The 15,979-nt window shown below is 38.5% G+C and carries 15 protein-coding genes and 1 pseudogene; 3 read left to right on the top strand and 13 right to left on the bottom strand.

Translation table 11 applies throughout. The annotated features are described in order from the left end of the window. Together tolQ and ybgC are read right to left on the bottom strand one after the other, a co-directional pair. Complete coding sequence (gene tolQ / locus ACLKL2_RS16475) at positions 1-684, bottom strand: protein TolQ (protein WP_113820186.1); 684 nt, start codon at positions 682-684, stop codon at positions 1-3. Next, a complete protein-coding gene (ybgC, locus tag ACLKL2_RS16470) occupies positions 674-1,078 on the bottom strand; it encodes a tol-pal system-associated acyl-CoA thioesterase (RefSeq protein WP_113820187.1) in 405 nt (134 codons plus the stop codon). Before ybgC ends, tolQ begins: the two co-directional genes overlap by 11 nt. Before the next feature lie 548 nt (positions 1,079-1,626). On the opposite strand from ybgC, the gene cydD reads away from it, so the two are divergent. Both cydD and cydC read left to right on the top strand, forming a co-directional pair. Beyond that, on the top strand, positions 1,627-3,438 hold the full coding sequence (gene cydD, locus ACLKL2_RS16465) for a heme ABC transporter permease/ATP-binding protein CydD (RefSeq protein WP_413692503.1): 1,812 nt from the start codon (positions 1,627-1,629) through the stop codon (positions 3,436-3,438). Beyond that, positions 3,438-5,236: pseudogene (cydC, locus tag ACLKL2_RS16460) on the top strand (heme ABC transporter ATP-binding protein/permease CydC). The gene cydD and the pseudogene cydC overlap by 1 nt, the downstream one beginning before the upstream one ends. A gap of 242 nt (positions 5,237-5,478) precedes the next feature. On the opposite strand, the gene cydX reads toward cydC, so the two are convergent. The 8 genes from cydX to ACLKL2_RS16420 all read right to left on the bottom strand — a co-directional run bounded on the left by cydX (position 5,479) and on the right by ACLKL2_RS16420 (position 13,563). Beyond that, positions 5,479-5,592: a cytochrome bd-I oxidase subunit CydX gene (cydX, locus tag ACLKL2_RS16455; protein WP_113820190.1), complete on the bottom strand. Its 114-nt coding sequence runs from the start codon at positions 5,590-5,592 to the stop codon at positions 5,479-5,481. A gap of 15 nt (positions 5,593-5,607) precedes the next feature. After that, on the bottom strand, positions 5,608-6,747 hold the full coding sequence (gene cydB, locus ACLKL2_RS16450) for a cytochrome d ubiquinol oxidase subunit II (protein ID WP_113820191.1): 1,140 nt from the start codon (positions 6,745-6,747) through the stop codon (positions 5,608-5,610). After that, entirely contained in the window at positions 6,747-8,312 is a 1,566-nt protein-coding gene (locus tag ACLKL2_RS16445) for a cytochrome ubiquinol oxidase subunit I (RefSeq protein WP_113820192.1), read from the bottom strand. Before ACLKL2_RS16445 ends, cydB begins: the two co-directional genes overlap by 1 nt. 704 nt (positions 8,313-9,016) lie before the next feature. Beyond that, positions 9,017-10,027: a Holliday junction branch migration DNA helicase RuvB gene (ruvB, locus tag ACLKL2_RS16440; RefSeq protein WP_113820193.1), complete on the bottom strand. Its 1,011-nt coding sequence runs from the start codon at positions 10,025-10,027 to the stop codon at positions 9,017-9,019. 34 nt (positions 10,028-10,061) lie between these two features. Then, positions 10,062-10,700 (bottom strand): Holliday junction branch migration protein RuvA, encoded by a 639-nt coding sequence (gene ruvA / locus ACLKL2_RS16435; RefSeq protein WP_413692502.1) that lies wholly within the window; start codon positions 10,698-10,700, stop codon positions 10,062-10,064. Positions 10,701-10,788: 88 nt separating this feature from the next. Continuing rightward, complete coding sequence (gene rarD / locus ACLKL2_RS16430) at positions 10,789-11,676, bottom strand: EamA family transporter RarD (protein WP_413692501.1); 888 nt, start codon at positions 11,674-11,676, stop codon at positions 10,789-10,791. A 60-nt stretch (positions 11,677-11,736) separates the two neighbouring features. Beyond that, entirely contained in the window at positions 11,737-12,258 is a 522-nt protein-coding gene (gene ruvC, locus ACLKL2_RS16425; RefSeq protein WP_413692500.1) for a crossover junction endodeoxyribonuclease RuvC, read from the bottom strand. 363 nt (positions 12,259-12,621) lie between these two features. Beyond that, positions 12,622-13,563 carry a LysR family transcriptional regulator gene (locus tag ACLKL2_RS16420; protein ID WP_413692499.1) on the bottom strand — a complete coding sequence of 314 codons (942 nt, stop codon included), beginning with the start codon at positions 13,561-13,563 and terminating at the stop codon, positions 12,622-12,624. Between the two features lie 101 nt (positions 13,564-13,664). Between ACLKL2_RS16420 and ACLKL2_RS16415 the strand changes: the two genes are divergently transcribed. Next, positions 13,665-14,300 carry a carbonic anhydrase gene (locus ACLKL2_RS16415; RefSeq protein WP_413692498.1) on the top strand — a complete coding sequence of 212 codons (636 nt, stop codon included), beginning with the start codon at positions 13,665-13,667 and terminating at the stop codon, positions 14,298-14,300. 128 nt (positions 14,301-14,428) lie between these two features. On the opposite strand, the gene ACLKL2_RS16410 is transcribed toward ACLKL2_RS16415, so the two are convergent. The 3 genes from ACLKL2_RS16410 to ACLKL2_RS16400 form a co-directional block, all read right to left on the bottom strand. Next, the gene (locus ACLKL2_RS16410; protein WP_413692497.1) at positions 14,429-14,728 is read right to left on the bottom strand and encodes a hypothetical protein; all 300 of its coding nucleotides are present in this window, start codon (positions 14,726-14,728) and stop codon (positions 14,429-14,431) included. 199 nt (positions 14,729-14,927) lie between these two features. After that, positions 14,928-15,341 carry an alternative ribosome rescue aminoacyl-tRNA hydrolase ArfB gene (arfB, locus tag ACLKL2_RS16405; RefSeq protein WP_113820351.1) on the bottom strand — a complete coding sequence of 138 codons (414 nt, stop codon included), beginning with the start codon at positions 15,339-15,341 and terminating at the stop codon, positions 14,928-14,930. Then, a complete protein-coding gene (locus ACLKL2_RS16400) occupies positions 15,341-15,958 on the bottom strand; it encodes a tRNA-uridine aminocarboxypropyltransferase (protein WP_413692496.1) in 618 nt (205 codons plus the stop codon). Before ACLKL2_RS16400 ends, arfB begins: the two co-directional genes overlap by 1 nt. Positions 15,959-15,979 lie beyond the last annotated feature (21 nt).

Genomic DNA, 15,979 nt, shown 5'->3' with positions numbered 1-15,979 from the left:
TTACTCACTCTCAGTCATTGCTTGGCGCTGTAATATCGAGGTGAACTCTTCCATTAAGTTAATGTATGAAGCTTCTAAATGACCAACTTGAGTTGAAAATTTGTTGTAAGCCATTACAGCAGGGATCGCAGCAAATAAACCCATTGCTGTTGCAATTAAGGCTTCTGCAATACCAGGGGCAACCATAGATAAAGTAGCTTGTTGTACTTCACCCAAAGCGATAAATGAGTTCATGATCCCCCAAACCGTACCAAATAAACCAATGTATGGGCTAATAGAACCGATTGTTGCTAATGCCGGTAAACCAGACTCTAGCTCGTCCATTTCGCGCGACAAAGTAACACGCATTGAACGATGTGCACCTTCAATAACGCTATCAACGTTACGACCTGGCATACGATGTAAACGAGAGAACTCTTTAAAGCCCATGTAGAATATTTTTTCGCCGCCATTCACTCGCTCACTACGCGCAGCGGTTTCTTTGTATAAGCGGCTTAAGTCATGACCTGACCAAAAGCGATCTTCGAAATGTTTTAGTGCTAACTTAGAAGCCTTTAACATTCTTGAACGTGAAAAAATCAACGTCCATGAATAGATAGACATGCCTAAGAGCAATAACATAACCGTTTTTACAAGCAAACTAGCTTGTAGGAATAACCCTAAAAATGACATATCAGCGTGCACGAGTAATTACCTCAATTATTTCTGTTGGAATAGCGGTTGGTTTCATTTTATTCAAATTTACGCAAGCGATTAGAGTATCCGCCTGACAGAGAAGTTCCCTGTTTTCATTAAAAACTTTCTGCTTAAATAATAAGCTGGCTTTACGGTAGGATGCAACCTCTGTTTCTATACTTAGCAATTGATTAAATAACGCTGACTTAATACAGTCCATATCAACTTTTTTAACCATGAACGCAATCCCTTCAGCTAATAAGGTATCCTGTTGGATATCAAAATCGCGTAAAAACTCGGTGCGACCACGCTCAAAGAACTTCAAATAGTTAGCGTAATAAACAACGCCCCCTGCATCTGTATCTTCGTAATAGACTCGAACTGGTAGTGTTGACGTTAACAAACTGTTTTCCTTATGCTAATGCTATTGTGACTGGTACAAATAATAGTGGATCTAAAGGCAAATGAACATATCCATTAAAGCCTACTCAATCTCTACCATATGTAAGTTTCGTTATGATATACATAAACCCTACTTTACATAGAGTTATTTTACTAATGTGGCACTAAATACTTGATTAAAAACAAGCTCACAGCAGTGAATTGTGATTCCTATTGTATTTATTAAACGCACTCAGTATTGTGTCTGCGTATTTGTGCTTAATAAATATTTACAGATAGATCATTACATTTAAAATCATCATGTTATTAAGAGGCATTTTACAACGCAATCAGTTTTGTGTCATTTTATGCCCAGATAGACAGAAATAGCCTGTTAAGTCAGTTTATTTATAGCATCAAGGTAAATGAATAGGTCTAAAACACAACATCAAACGTACAATTATTAGTAGTTATAATAAATAAATGATCTCGATTTTACCTAAATTAAACTCTTTGATTTAACAAGTGAAATAGATCAATTAACCATGCAACACGACAATGAGCAGATAAATGGATATCCCTTTAGAAAAGCAATTAACAAAGTGGTTAAAACAACAAAAAAAGGCCTGTGGTTTTTTCCTCAATTTAACAGTGACTTTAGGCTTATTAACTGGCCTCTCTCTTTTAGTACAAGCCTATTTAATTGCATCAATTGTTCATGACATTGTCATTCTTGAACTTCCTAGACAAGCATTAAACAATGAATTTATTGCATTATTATGTTTAATTCCGGTCCGAGCTCTCTTAGCTTTTGCTCGTGAACGTGCCAGCTTCGAAGCAGGTAAACGCTTACGCTTACACATTCGTAAGTTGGTGTTAGATAAATTATCAGAGTTAGGGCCTGCTTATATTAAAGGGAAGCCAGCGGGTAGCTGGGCAACCATAGTATTAGAGCAAATTGAAGATCTGCACGACTTCTACGCGCGTTATTTACCACAAATGTTATTAGCCGGCTTCATCCCTCTGACCATTTTAATTGCAGTATTCCCATTAAACTGGGCTGCGGGATTAATTTTATTAACCACCGCACCGCTGATCCCTATATTTATGATCCTAGTGGGTAAAGGAGCGGCTGACGCTAACCGCAAAAACTTTAAAGTTTTAACACAATTAAGCGGCCATTTTATGGATCGTTTAAAAGGATTAAAAACCCTTAAGTTATTCAACCAAGGTGAAACAGAGTTAAAAAATATTGAATCGGCTTCTGAATCATTCAGAGCAGGTACCATGGCGGTATTACGCCTTGCTTTTTTAAGCTCCGCTGTGTTGGAATTTTTTGCTGCTATCTCCATTGCAGTATTAGCCGTTTACTTTGGATTTAGCTTTTTAGGTGAGCTTAACTTTGGTGATTACGGTGAACCGCTTACTTTATTCATTGGTGTATTTGTATTAATGCTAGCGCCTGAGTTTTATCAACCGCTGCGAGATATGGGGACACATTATCATGCTAAAGCTCAAGCTATAGGCGCAGCTGAAGCGCTTAAAGAGTTACTTGATTACCAACTACCAAATCAACAAGAAAGCAATGCCACAGCAGCGCATTCATTCAAGCAAGACCAAACCTTAACATTACAAGCTAAAGACCTTTGTGTACAAAGCTTAGACGGCACTTTATTGGTTGGCCCTATTAGCTTTTCAATCGCTGGAAATGAGGATGTTGCCTTAGTTGGGCCAAGTGGCTCAGGCAAAACCAGCTTACTCAATTCAATGTTAGGTTTTTTACCTTATCAGGGCTCATTATTAATTAATGGCGTTGAGCTATCGAGTATCGATAAAGCACAATGGCGTAAAAACCTCGCCTGGTTAGGGCAAGACCCACAGCTATTTTATGGCACAGTGCGCGAAAATATTAACATGGGTGATAACTCTATTTCAGACCAAGCCATTCAATCTTACTTGCAGCAAGTCGCTATCTGGGACTTTATAAAGCAGAAGCCATTAGGGCTAGAGCATCCTATTGGAGAACAAATGGCAGGACTTTCTGTGGGTCAAGCACAACGTATTGCATTAGCCCGCGCCCTAACTAAAAATGCACAGTTATTTTTGTTAGATGAACCAACGGCAAGTTTAGATCAAGACAGTGAAACGGTGATTTTCAGCGCGATTCAACAAGCGACACAGGGGATCACTAGTATCATGATCAGCCATCGATTAGATCAGCTACAGCAGATGCATAAAATTATCGTATTAGACAAAGGTCAAATAGTGCAACAAGGTGACTTTCAAACACTCAATAAAACACCGGGTCTATTTAATGATATGCAACAAGATATGAGTAATCTTGATCGTGCAATTTCAATGACTTCTCAGGCGGAACTATAATGACAGTATTACTTCCCTTCATTCGACTTTTAAAACACAATGGCTAATGATGTCAGTTGGTTTATTGCTAAGCATTATCGCCCTGCTTTCTGGGATTGGTTTGTTATCATTGTCAGGCTGGTTTTTATCTGCGTCAGCTGTGGCAGGTTTAACCCTGTTAGCCACACAAAGCTTTAACTACTTTACACCTGCAGGTGGCGTGCGTTTCTTATCGATTCTACGCACCGCAAGTCGCTATGGTGAACGTTTATCAACTCACCAAGCGACCTTTAAATTATTGACTCAATTACGTGTATGGGCATGGCGGAAATTATTGCCGCTTAGTGCGTCGAATATGCAAGGTAAACGCCAAGGGGAAATACTCAACCGCTTAGTGTCGGATATAGATACCCTAGATCATTTGTATCTACGCTTACTTACTCCACTCTTTAGCGCTTTCTTTGTACTACTAGCGATGTTTTTCTTTGTCGCTTGGTTTGATCTAACTATTGCTATTGTATTAACCGCTAGCTTATTAGTGCTGTGGTTAGTATTGCCAGTTTTATTCTATTTTTTAGGGCGTAAACCTGGTGTTCAACAATTGCATAATAAACGTCATTATCGAGTGCAGTTGTTATCATTTATTCAAGGCTTCTCTGAAATCTCTTTATTTTCAGCCACTGAACGTTTCCGTGCTCAATTGGCAGAGTCAGAACAAAAGTTATTAGCGAGCCAACAAATGACCGCTAATGTTATGGCATTTAGCCAAGCTTTGTTGATTCTATGCCATGGTTTTATTGTATTAAGCATTTTATATATCGCCTCATCGGGTGTCGGTGAATATCAACCTCCAGGGGCTATGTTGGCCATGGTTGGTTTTATGGCGTTAGCAAGTATTGAGCTATTGCTGCCAATATCAGGGGCTTTCCAACATCTATCTTCATGTATTGATGCAGCAACAAGAGTCAATGATTTATTAGAGCAAACACCTGATATTGTATTTAATGAAGAAAATGCACAACAAATTACCCTAGGTGAGATTCAACTTAATGATATCCAGTTTGCTTACCAAGGTGACTCAGTTGGTGGTGACAACTCACTTATCTTAAACAAGATAAACCTCACCATAAATGCTGGTGAAAAAATTGCCTTATTGGGTAAAACAGGTTGTGGTAAATCTACCTTATTATCGTTATTAACTCGCGAGTGGGAAGCAAACTCTGGCAGTATCACACTAGATGGCACCGCCATTGAGCAATACTCACAAGCAGCTCTCACTTCTGGCATTTCAGTCGTTAGTCAACGAGTCTATATTTTTGCAGGCACATTACGTGACAATCTGACATTGGCTCAAGCTAACACCAACCAACAAACCTTTAAAAATGCGGCAGAGCAAAAAGCTGCACGTGATATTAATGATCAAGTATTATCAGATGTACTAAAAAAAGTCGGACTCGATGCATTAACTGAAGGCGAAGATCCCTTTGATACCTGGTTAGGAGAAGGTGGTAGACAACTTTCCGGTGGCGAACAAAGACGTATTGGTGTTGCCCGTGCTTTATTACACGATGCGCCAATACTATTGCTCGATGAACCAACAGAAGGCTTAGATAAACGTACCGAGCGCGATATATTAAAACTCTTATTTGAACATGCTCAGCACAAAACATTACTGATGATCAGCCATCGTTTAACCGCGATGGATAGAATGGATAAGATCTACTTAATGGAAGAAGGCACTTTACGTAATCAAGGAACTCATCAAACACTACTTAAAACCGATGACTATTACGCCTGTTTACATAAGCACTTATGTTAATTTAATCGATAAGGTTTAAGCTGAGTGTCATCAGCTTAAACCTTTTGTTAACCGATATTCAACGCATCACTTAAAGGCTAACCTAAGACTTCCACAAATACCTTCCTAAGGTAAAAGCTTAACCTTATTACTTCCCCTTCGTGTGCCTATTATACCAATCATAATAATCAACTGATCTATACTAGAAAAAGACAAAAAAAAGCGGTTACTTAAAAAGTAACCGCTTAATTTAAAGATCCATTTTATTGGTCTTTTTCATCCTGCTCATTAGCTTCAGTTTGTTCAAACCAAAGTCCATTGATAATGCCCAATGAACAAGCCAGTAATACACCTAAAATCCATGCAAAATACCACATAATATAATTCCTTAATTAGTACGCTGAATGTTTATATTTAACTAAAAACTCTTTACCTACACGACCAAACATCTTGATGTAACCGAAGCTGGTGTAAAGTAAAATGATAGGTAAAAATATCGCTGCAGCAATAGTCATAATGTTTAGTGTCAACTCACTAGAAGTCGCGTCCCATACTGTCAAGCTGTGACTTGGGTTTAAGCTTGAAGGCATAATGAATGGGAACATGCTCACTGCACAAGTTAGTAAGACACCAAATTGTGTAATACTGGTTGCGAAGAAAGCAAAACCACTACGTTTAAAGATACTCATTACAAATGCAATTAATGGGAACAGTAAACCAACAATAGGTGCAAGCATCGCAATTGGGTAGTCACTGTAGTTTTGTAACCAAGCACCAGGTTGAATCTCTACTACTTTTGCTAATGGGTTAGACACACCATTTAAATCAAGCGCAGAGGTAATAACAAAACCGTCAATGCCTTTTGCTAACCAAAGACCAGCAAGTGCAAATAATAGCGTGGTTAATGGCGCAACAACTAATGTCACTTTACGTGCACGTTCGTACAACGCCCCTTCTGTTTTCATTTGTAACCAAGTTGAACCTTGCAATACAAATAAACATAGGCTGAATACACCCACTAACAATGCAAATGGGTTTAATAGCGCAAAGAAAGTACCTTCGTAATTAGCACGTAGGAACTCATCTAATACAAAAGGCACACCTTGTAATAAGTTACCAAATGCCACACCAATCACGATTGGTGGTATCGTACTACCAGCAAAAATGCCCCAATCCCAGCTTGATTTCCAACGTGGGTCAGCGACTTTTCCTCGGTAATCAAAACCAACAGGTCTGAAGAACAGCGCAAATAGCGTCAACATCATCGCCACATAGAAGCCTGAAAATGCTGTTGCATAAACAGCAGGCCAAGCAGCAAAAATAGCACCAGCGGCTAATACTAGCCAAACCTGGTTCCCTTCCCAGTGAGGTGCAATACTGTTAATCATCATACGACGCTCGTCATCACTTTTACCAATCACAGGTAATAGCGTACCAACGCCCATATCAAAACCATCAGTTACTACAAAACCAATTAGTAATACACTAATTAACACCCACCAAATTAATCTTAACGTTTCGTAATCAAACATTATTTTAACTCCTGTTGGTTTTCAAGCTGCTCGAAATGATACTTACCTGTTTTTAAACTACTTGGACCGATACGAGAGAACTTAACCATTAAATAAACTTCAACAATAAGTAATACAGTGTAAAAACCAATAATAGACAGGATACTAAACCAAATTTGATCTGTTGTAAGTGAAGATACCGCCATATGAGTTGGTAATACTTCCGCTATCGCCCATGGTTGACGACCATATTCTGCAACAAACCAACCTGCTTCAATAGCAACCCAAGGTAATGGAAGACTGTATAAACAGATGCGAGCAAACAGTTTACTTTGACCAATACGGTTGGTCGCTGATTGGTATAGTGCAAATAGGAAGATACCTAACATAGCCACACCTGCTCCTACCATGATTCTGAACGACCAGAACATTGGCGCAACACCAGGAATACTATCATCAACAGCCATTTGAATTTGCTGTTCGGTAGCATCAACTACATTCGGCGCATAACGCTTAACCAATAAGCCGTAACCTAAATCAACTTTAAGCTCTTCAAATTGTGCAATGTTTTCAGGTGTTTCATCACCAGCACGTAATTTTTGAAGTAAGCCGTATGCAATCATACCGTTACGGATACGCACATCATGCTCATCCATTAACTCTTTTAAGCCTTTTACTTCACCATCAAGAGAACGCGTAGCAATAATACCCAGTGCATAAGGAATTTTAACTGCGTAATCAGTACGTTGCTCTTCTTGGTTTGGTAAACCAATCATAGTAAATGAAGCTGGAGCTGGATGTGTTTCCCATTCAGACTCGATAGCTGCTAATTTCACTTTCTGTACGTCACCCACTTCATAACCACTTTCATCACCAAGAATGATAGTACATAAGATACCAGCTGTACCAAACGCGGCTGCAATCGCAAATGAACGCTTAGCAAATGGTAAATCACGACCTTTTAATAAGTAGTATGAGCTGATTGCTAATACAAACATCGCACCAGCAACATAACCAGAAGCCACTGTATGAACGAATTTAACCTGTGCAACAGGGTTAAATACTACGTCGGCGAAGTTAACCATCTCCATACGCATACTTTCATAGTTAAACTCTGCGCCCACTGGATTTTGCATCCAAGCGTTTGCCACCAGAATCCAAAGTGCCGACATACTTGAACCAAAAGCAACAAAGAAAGTGGCTGTAAGATGTTGTAACTTAGATAGCCTATCCCAACCGAAGAAGAATAAACCAACAAAGGTCGATTCTAAGAAGAATGCCATTAGGCCTTCAATCGCTAGAGGTGCGCCAAATACATCACCTACATAATGAGAGTAGTATGCCCAGTTAGTACCAAACTGGAACTCCATGGTTAAACCTGTCGCTACACCTAGTGCAAAGTTAATCGCAAATAGCTTTCCCCAGAACTTAGTCATATCCTTATAGATCTCTTTCTTAGTCATCACATACAGTGATTCCATAATCAATAAGATCCACGATAACCCGAGGGTTAAGGGCACAAATAAAAAGTGATACATCGCAGTCATGGCAAACTGAAAACGCGATAAATCAACTATATCGTCCATTGTATTCTCCTAAACGTATAAAAATAAAATCTGTAAGTGAGTCAACCAGTAAACTCTTGCACTTTATTACTTGTTAAACCCTTGAGTATTTTGCACTGTTAAAATACCGGGCTGGCTAGGGAAGCCGAGTATTCTAAATGGTGATAAGCTTATTTTTCTTATCCTAGATCAAAGAAAGGTTGAGTAATCAAATCAAACCTTTGACTTAGTATATTTAGCACTTAATATCTCACCATTTTGATTAATAATTGAACCTAAATCTTTCCTTTAAAGATGCTTAAAAAACCTGCTAAAAAATAAATTTTATAAGTTTTTTGGACCTCGAAATTTACACAATAAAAAACACATTTTACGGCTTGTTTGTTAATTTTATGTTGCCTATAGAAGTTAACAGGATGTTACGTTAACCCTTGCAAAACAAGCATGTAACCTAGCTTTAACATCTGACTTAAATCGCCTAAACTTAATTCTTTATACTGCGAAACATGATCTAGATCAAGCCCGACAAGCACTTTAAAATGACAATTTCAGGCTTTTATAAATCATAGAAAAGCTCAAAAAACATACCGCTAATTTATGGTTTATTTGCGGATTTAAAATCCTAAAAAATTACTGGGGTTTAGAAACAAAAAACAGCCCTACTTGAGCTGTTTTTACATAAAAGTGATATACAAATTGGTGGGATGTTAGTGGTTAAATTTAGCTTATTCGGTTTTAGGCTTGTCAAAACCAAAATGAAGGTAAGTACGGTTAGTGGCAATACGACCACGTGGTGTACGTTGTAAAAACCCCTGTTGAATAAGATAAGGCTCTAAAACATCTTCAATGGTTTCTTTTTCTTCACCTATTGCTGCCGCTAAGTTATCTAAACCTACTGGACCACCTTGGAAGGTATCTAAAATAGCCATCAGTAATTTACGGTCCATATAATCAAAACCTTGTTGGTCCACTTCCAACATATCCAATGCTTGTTGCGCAATCGCCGCATCTATCGCCGTGGCTTTTTTAACCTGAGCATAGTCTCGTACTCGACGTAATAGTCGGTTAGCAATACGAGGTGTACCACGAGAGCGGCGCGCTACTTCAATTGCACCAGACTCTTCCATGCTCAGTCCTAAGTGAGTTGCACTACGCATTACAATTTTAGTCAACGATGTTAAATCATAATATTCCAAGCGTTGTACAATACCAAAACGATCACGTAATGGAGAGGTTAGGGACCCTGCACGAGTGGTTGCACCGATTAAGGTAAAAGGAGGTAAATCTAGTTTAATAGAACGTGCTGCTGGACCTTCACCAATCATAATATCTAATTGGTAGTCTTCCATGGCAGGGTATAAAATTTCCTCCACCAGTGGGCTTAAACGATGTATTTCATCAATAAATAACACATCATTTTCTTCTAAGTTAGTCAGTAGCGCAGCTAGATCACCGGCTTTTTCTAAAATAGGCCCAGAGGTGGTTTTAATATTTACATCTAACTCATTGGCAACAATATGCGACAAAGTCGTTTTACCTAAACCAGGGGGACCAAAGATAAGCAGGTGGTCTAATGCTTCTTCACGCTGTCTCGCCGCTTCAATAAAGATCTCCATTTGTGCATTAACTTGAGGTTGCCCTTCGTAATCAGCTAATAATTTTGGACGGATTGCTCTGTCTATTAAACTATCATCTATTTTTTGGGTACCTGAAATCAGGCGATCTTCTTCTATCATGGAGTTACTCTATTGGTTTAGAAAGTCAGCTAGCTTAGTGGATAATGATTACATCATATTCTTTTAATGAACTACGAATGATGGCTTCACAATCCATCCCTTCTTGATACACACCCTGTACGGTTTTCTCAGCAACAGCTGGTTTGTAACCTAAAGCAACTAACGCGCTGATCGCTTCATCTTTAGCATTACCACTCACAAAGGTATTCTCAAAATCATTGTTCAGTGATAATTTATCAGATTCAGGTGTTAATAGATCTGACCCACCCCAGTTTTTCAGGCGATCTTTCATTTCCACCACTAAACGTTCAGCGGTTTTCTTACCAACACCCGGCAATTTAACCAAAGTCGTTACTGCGTCATTGTTAATACATTGTACAAACTGGTTTGCAGACATACCTGATAAAATAGCTAAAGCTAACTTAGGGCCTACACCGTTAACTTTAATCAGCTCACGAAACATTGCTCTTTCATGCTTATCAGCAAAGCCATATAGCAATTGAGCATCTTCACGCACGACAAAGTGCGTATAAACAATGGCTTCTTCACCTACTGCAGGTAAAGGATAAAATGAGCTCATCGGTAATTGGATTTCATAACCCACACCAGATACATCTAATAATATTTCAGGTGGTTGCTTTTCTAATAAAATACCACGTAACAATCCAATCATAGTGCCTTTACCCTATTTCAATCAGTTTCAACTTAATCATAGTAACAAGCATAAAAAACAACTGAGTAAATATCCAGTATTAGTTGCTTTATTTTAACCAGCGTGTGACTTTATTTTCAAACACAAAGAGTAATATTCCAGTCCATATACAAGCAAAAGTGAATAATTTAACTAATGAAACAGGCTCTTCGTATAGAAACACTGCCAAAACGAACATTAATGAAGGCCCTAAATATTGGAAAAAACCAAGTGTAGATAAAGGCAAGCGTAACGCAGCTTGTCCAAAACATATTAAGGGCAGTGCCGTAACAATACCTGCCAGCATCAGAAACACATTTAATGACCATTCATTATTGAACAGATTAGATGTTTCACTGTGAGCAACTGTAAGTAGATAAATCATAGCAATTGGCAACACCACCAGCGTCTCTAAAAATAAACCAGTGATAGCCTTAACCTTTACTTTTTTACGTAATAAGCCATAGAAAGCAAACGTGAAAGGCAATACTAAAGAAACCCAAGGTAATTCACCTAATTGCCATGCTTGTGCCGAGACCCCAATAAAAGCTAAAAACACCGCAAACCATTTTAATCGTGATAAGCGTTCACTCAGAAACACCAATCCTAGAACGACATTAACAATAGGATTAATAAAATAACCCAAGCTAGCCTCAAGCATTTTTCCGTTATTAATTGCCCAAATAAACACTAACCAATTACAGCTGATCAACAATGAAGTAACCACTAGCATCAATAAGCTTTTATATTGCCGACATACCGATATTACATTCGGCCAATCTTTTAGGTAACTGACTAATAGTGCAGTAACGACCACAGTCCAAATCACCCGATGTGATAAAACTTCATAGACAGAAATGAAGTCTAAATACTTAAAATAAAGTGGTGCAATACCCCAAATAAAATAAGCAGATAGCGCATATAACACGCCAACCTGGGTTTCAGATAATTTATTCATCTTTTATTGGTTTTCCGCATCTTGATATCACTCCTTGATAACAAAACACTTGAGAAGAGCTTAACGGAAACGTCCACGCACCGTTTTTTTAACTTGTCCAGCCATTGCCACCAGAGATTGTGCTGTATGTGCATGACAAATGGCAACCGCTAACCCATCTGCAGCATCCGCTTGTGGTCGACCTGATAGATTTAACACCTGCATCACCATCGATTGCACTTGTTCTTTAGTAGCGCCACCAGTACCCACAACAGCTTGTTTAATTTGACGAGCGGAATATTCACAAACATATAAGTCTGACTGAGTAGCAGCAACAATTGCCGCCCCTCTCGCCTGTCCAAGCTTTAATGCTGAATCTGGATTCTTCGCCATAAACACTTGTTCGATAGCAAACTCAGTGGGTTGATATTGTTTAATAATCTCGGCCACACCATCAAAGATCATATTAAGTTTAGGTGCTAATGTTTCGCCCTTAGTACGGATACAACCGCTAGCAATATAGGTGCAACGACTACCTTTTTGTTCGATAACCCCGTAGCCAGTAATACGTGACCCTGGATCGATACCTAATATAATGCTCAAAGAGACTCCATACTTTATGCTGATGGCCCAAATACAGACCTAGATGGCAAACACCTGAATGCGGTGTTTCAATTGCAGACATCATAAACTATTTCGTATCAACTCGGCATAATGAAATAGCAAGTTTATTTAGAATCAAATAATTACAAGCTAACGTAAACAAAGATAAAGCCGTAATAAGCATTATAATAATACCAATTTTATTAAATAACTGATCTAAATTTTGCGCCGGAAAAATGGCTTAGTTTGAGGCGTAAGTTGATGTAAATGGTTGTTCCCTATACGAAACTTACAACGAAAAAATAAGTTGTTTTAACAAGTAAAATAGATCAGTTACTTACTATGATTGGTATAAGTATAACCTTAAGTTTTTTTCACAAAATGATGCGCTAAAAAGCGATTACACAGCGCAGGCACATTTTCTTCCGGTGATAACACAAACTCTACAAAGGCTTTAGCAATCGGCGATAAATGTTTTGTTTCATGGTGCACCAAGGACCAGCTTTTTTGTAAAGGGAACCCCTCAATGTCTATCTCTTTAAGCACACCGGTTGCAAGCTCTAATGTGACACTGTGTCGAGAAACAACAGAAATACCTAAATCGGCCATTACTGCTTGTTTAATTGTTTCACTATTACCTAACGTCATATTCACTTTTAATTGCACATGATTCGCTTTAATTTCTTGTTCAAAGGCCTTTCGTGTTCCAGACCCTTGCTCTCGGTGAATAAAAGCGTGCTCTGCTAATTCAGACAATGGGATATTTTTCTTTTTAGTTAGAGGGTGTTGCGGACTAGCAATCACAATAATCGGGTTATCAACAAAAGAGTGCTTTGCTAATGCCATGGTTTCAGGTACTAAGCCCATGATCACTAGGTCATCTTTATTATCATAAAGGCGTTGAATAATCTGCTCTCGGTTAACAATATCAAGGTGAAAGTTAACTTTAGGGTAACGCTTATGGAATGCTCCCAACAAATGCGGAGTAAAGTACTTAGCACTGGTTACAGCTGATAAATAAAGATCCCCCGCTAACTCCCCTTTTAAACCACTTAAGGTCATATCGATATTATCAAAGTTAATAAATAGCTGATCACAAAACACCCTCAGCTCTTTTCCTGCAGGTGTTAAAAATAGTGTCTTACCAATTTTCTCAAATAAAAAGATATCTAAATTAGTCTCTAGTTGCTTTAATTGAATACTAACCGCTGGTTGAGATAAACCTAACTCATCTGCTGCTTTAGTGTAGTTCATGGATATCGCCACTTGGCGAAATACTTTTAACTGATGGAGTGTGGCTCGCATTTAACATTAACCTTTATTTATGATAAAAATAAAATATATTAATTTTTATAAATACCATTTATCCTTTATTATCTCTTTAATGTCAATTATAAGGAATCCCCATGTTAGCTACTGATAAGTTAATTGCCGGCTACCAACGCTTTCGCGAAGGTTATTACCAAGAGCACCAAGAACAGTTATCTAAACTATCTGAAGAGGGACAGTTCCCTAAAATAGCCATTGTTAGCTGTTCAGATTCACGTGTAGAGCCAACACTTATTTTAGATTGTGAACCTGGTGATCTGTTTGTTATTCGTAACGTTGCTAACCTAGTGCCACCTTGTGAAATTGATGATAACTACCACGGTACTAGTGCGGCATTAGAGTTTGCTGTTACTGGATTAGAAGTAGAAAGTATTATTGTACTCGGTCATACCCAATGTGGTGGTATCAAAGCATTGATGGACGGTGCAGGAAAACAGATAGATAAAAGCTTTATCTCAAAATGGATGATGCAGTTAGAAGATGTGCGCGATGAAATTTTAGCGGATACAGAACTAAGCAATAAAGCAGAGCATTATGATTGCTGTGAGAAAAAAGGCATTGAACAATCATTGATTAACTTAATGACCTTCCCTTGGATCAAAGAACGCGTTGAAGCAGGTACGCTAAAACTACACGGCTGGCGCTATGATTCTATCAAGTTCAGAGCTATGCGCTTTAGAAGAAAAACTGGTAGGTTTTTCCGCATTAGCTAATGGCCTACCTTAGTCTCAGCAAAACTGAGGTCAGTCATCTAAACAGTTAGCAATAGCCAGTGTAAAGTACTATCCCCCGCCCTTTACACTGGCTTTCTTTTATCTAATAACGAGTTATTTAACAGCGATTAATCATCGTAGCCATCATCATAACCATACTCGCTATCACTATCGTAATCGTCTTCATCGGCATTAATATATAAACCGTCTTCCAACTCTTCATAACCCGCTGGCATTTGCACAACAAACTCTTCTGCATCAACGTCAAAGGTTGCTACTACTTCAGGTAACTCTTCCGTCTCAACATGAATAAAACGATATTGCTCACCCGATTGGTTTGCATCTTCCCAAATAAAGTCATCTGCATCTAACGTATACTCTTCTTCCGTATCTTCGTTACGAATTGCATAAAAACCCATTAATGACATAACCGTCCCTTCCTTAATAATCACAACTTTTAAAACTAATACCAACCACTTATTTTATAGTATTGGTATAACAAGATTCGATGGCATTTTTATGACACCTAAGATGATTTCACTGACCAAAATTAGCGCAAGGCATCACATCACTCTTAAAACTTAAAATAGATGAGAGCCTTTAGTTTGTCAAAAACTACTTGATGATTTACAGTACTTTACCGCGTAAGGCTTTATTAGTGCCAACACGTTTTTTGTCATCTACACGACGTTTTTTGGCGTTACGTGAAGGTTTAGTCGCCTTTCGTGATTTTTTAATTTTGACGGCATCTAGGATCAAGGCTTTTAAACGACTCAATGCTTCTTCACGATTTTTCTCTTGCGTGCGGTGCTCTTGCGATTTTAAGACAATCACTCCCTCTTCTGTTACACGGTGATCAGACAAGGCTAATAAGCGTTGTTTATAAAAGTCCGGCAACGTAGAACTTTTAATATCAAAACGTAAATGGATTGCGGAATTCACCTTATTCACATTCTGTCCACCTGCACCTTGAGAACGAATTGCGGTTAATTGTAATTGCCAGTCGGGGATCGTCACGCCAGCGGAAATAGCTAATGGCATTAAAGGTCATCCTGTGTTGTTTTATTAAGATAGTGTTGCTGGTAAACCTCAGCGGGCATACTAGCGATTTGAAAGTCGATCATCTGTTTAAACACTTCTAATAAGGGTAAAAACTTGTTGTTATCATTCTCTAATTCAGACAATAAATAATAACCCGCTTCCACCGTCGACAATCCATCTTCTCTTGGTGATTTGCGAATCCGATAGCGACTTTTCTCCTGTACGTTAATCATCAAGGTTGGCAAAGACTGAAGAAAAGGATTGCTCATTAAGAGTTTATAGGCCTTCTTCCAACTACCATCCAGTAAGATAAATTGAGTCTCACTGTTTATTTGAGCTGTTTCTCTTAAAGTACCAATAGTGGCAGCCTCTTCACTTGGAAATACCAGGAAGGTATTGTTTAAGTCAAATAGTGTTGGATCAAAGGTATCTGCCACCGTTAGCTTTACCTTTGAAAGTGATAAATCCAGAATACGTGCAGTGCCTATCGCTTTGTTTTGCTCACTCGGGTCTTGCAATATATGCAAAAAGTGTTGATTATCAAGCGCACATATAGCATCACAGATACAGGCAGTTAATGCTTTGTTACACTCAGTGCAGAATGCTCGTTTTGTCATTTATCTCTTTCAACTTCTATT

It is taken from the genome of Psychromonas sp. KJ10-2 (genome assembly GCF_047323255.1).
Classification (GTDB): Bacteria; Pseudomonadota; Gammaproteobacteria; order Enterobacterales; family Psychromonadaceae; genus Psychromonas.
The sequence above is the reverse complement of the archived record's forward strand: the minus strand, read 5'-3'. Positions and strand labels throughout refer to the sequence as shown.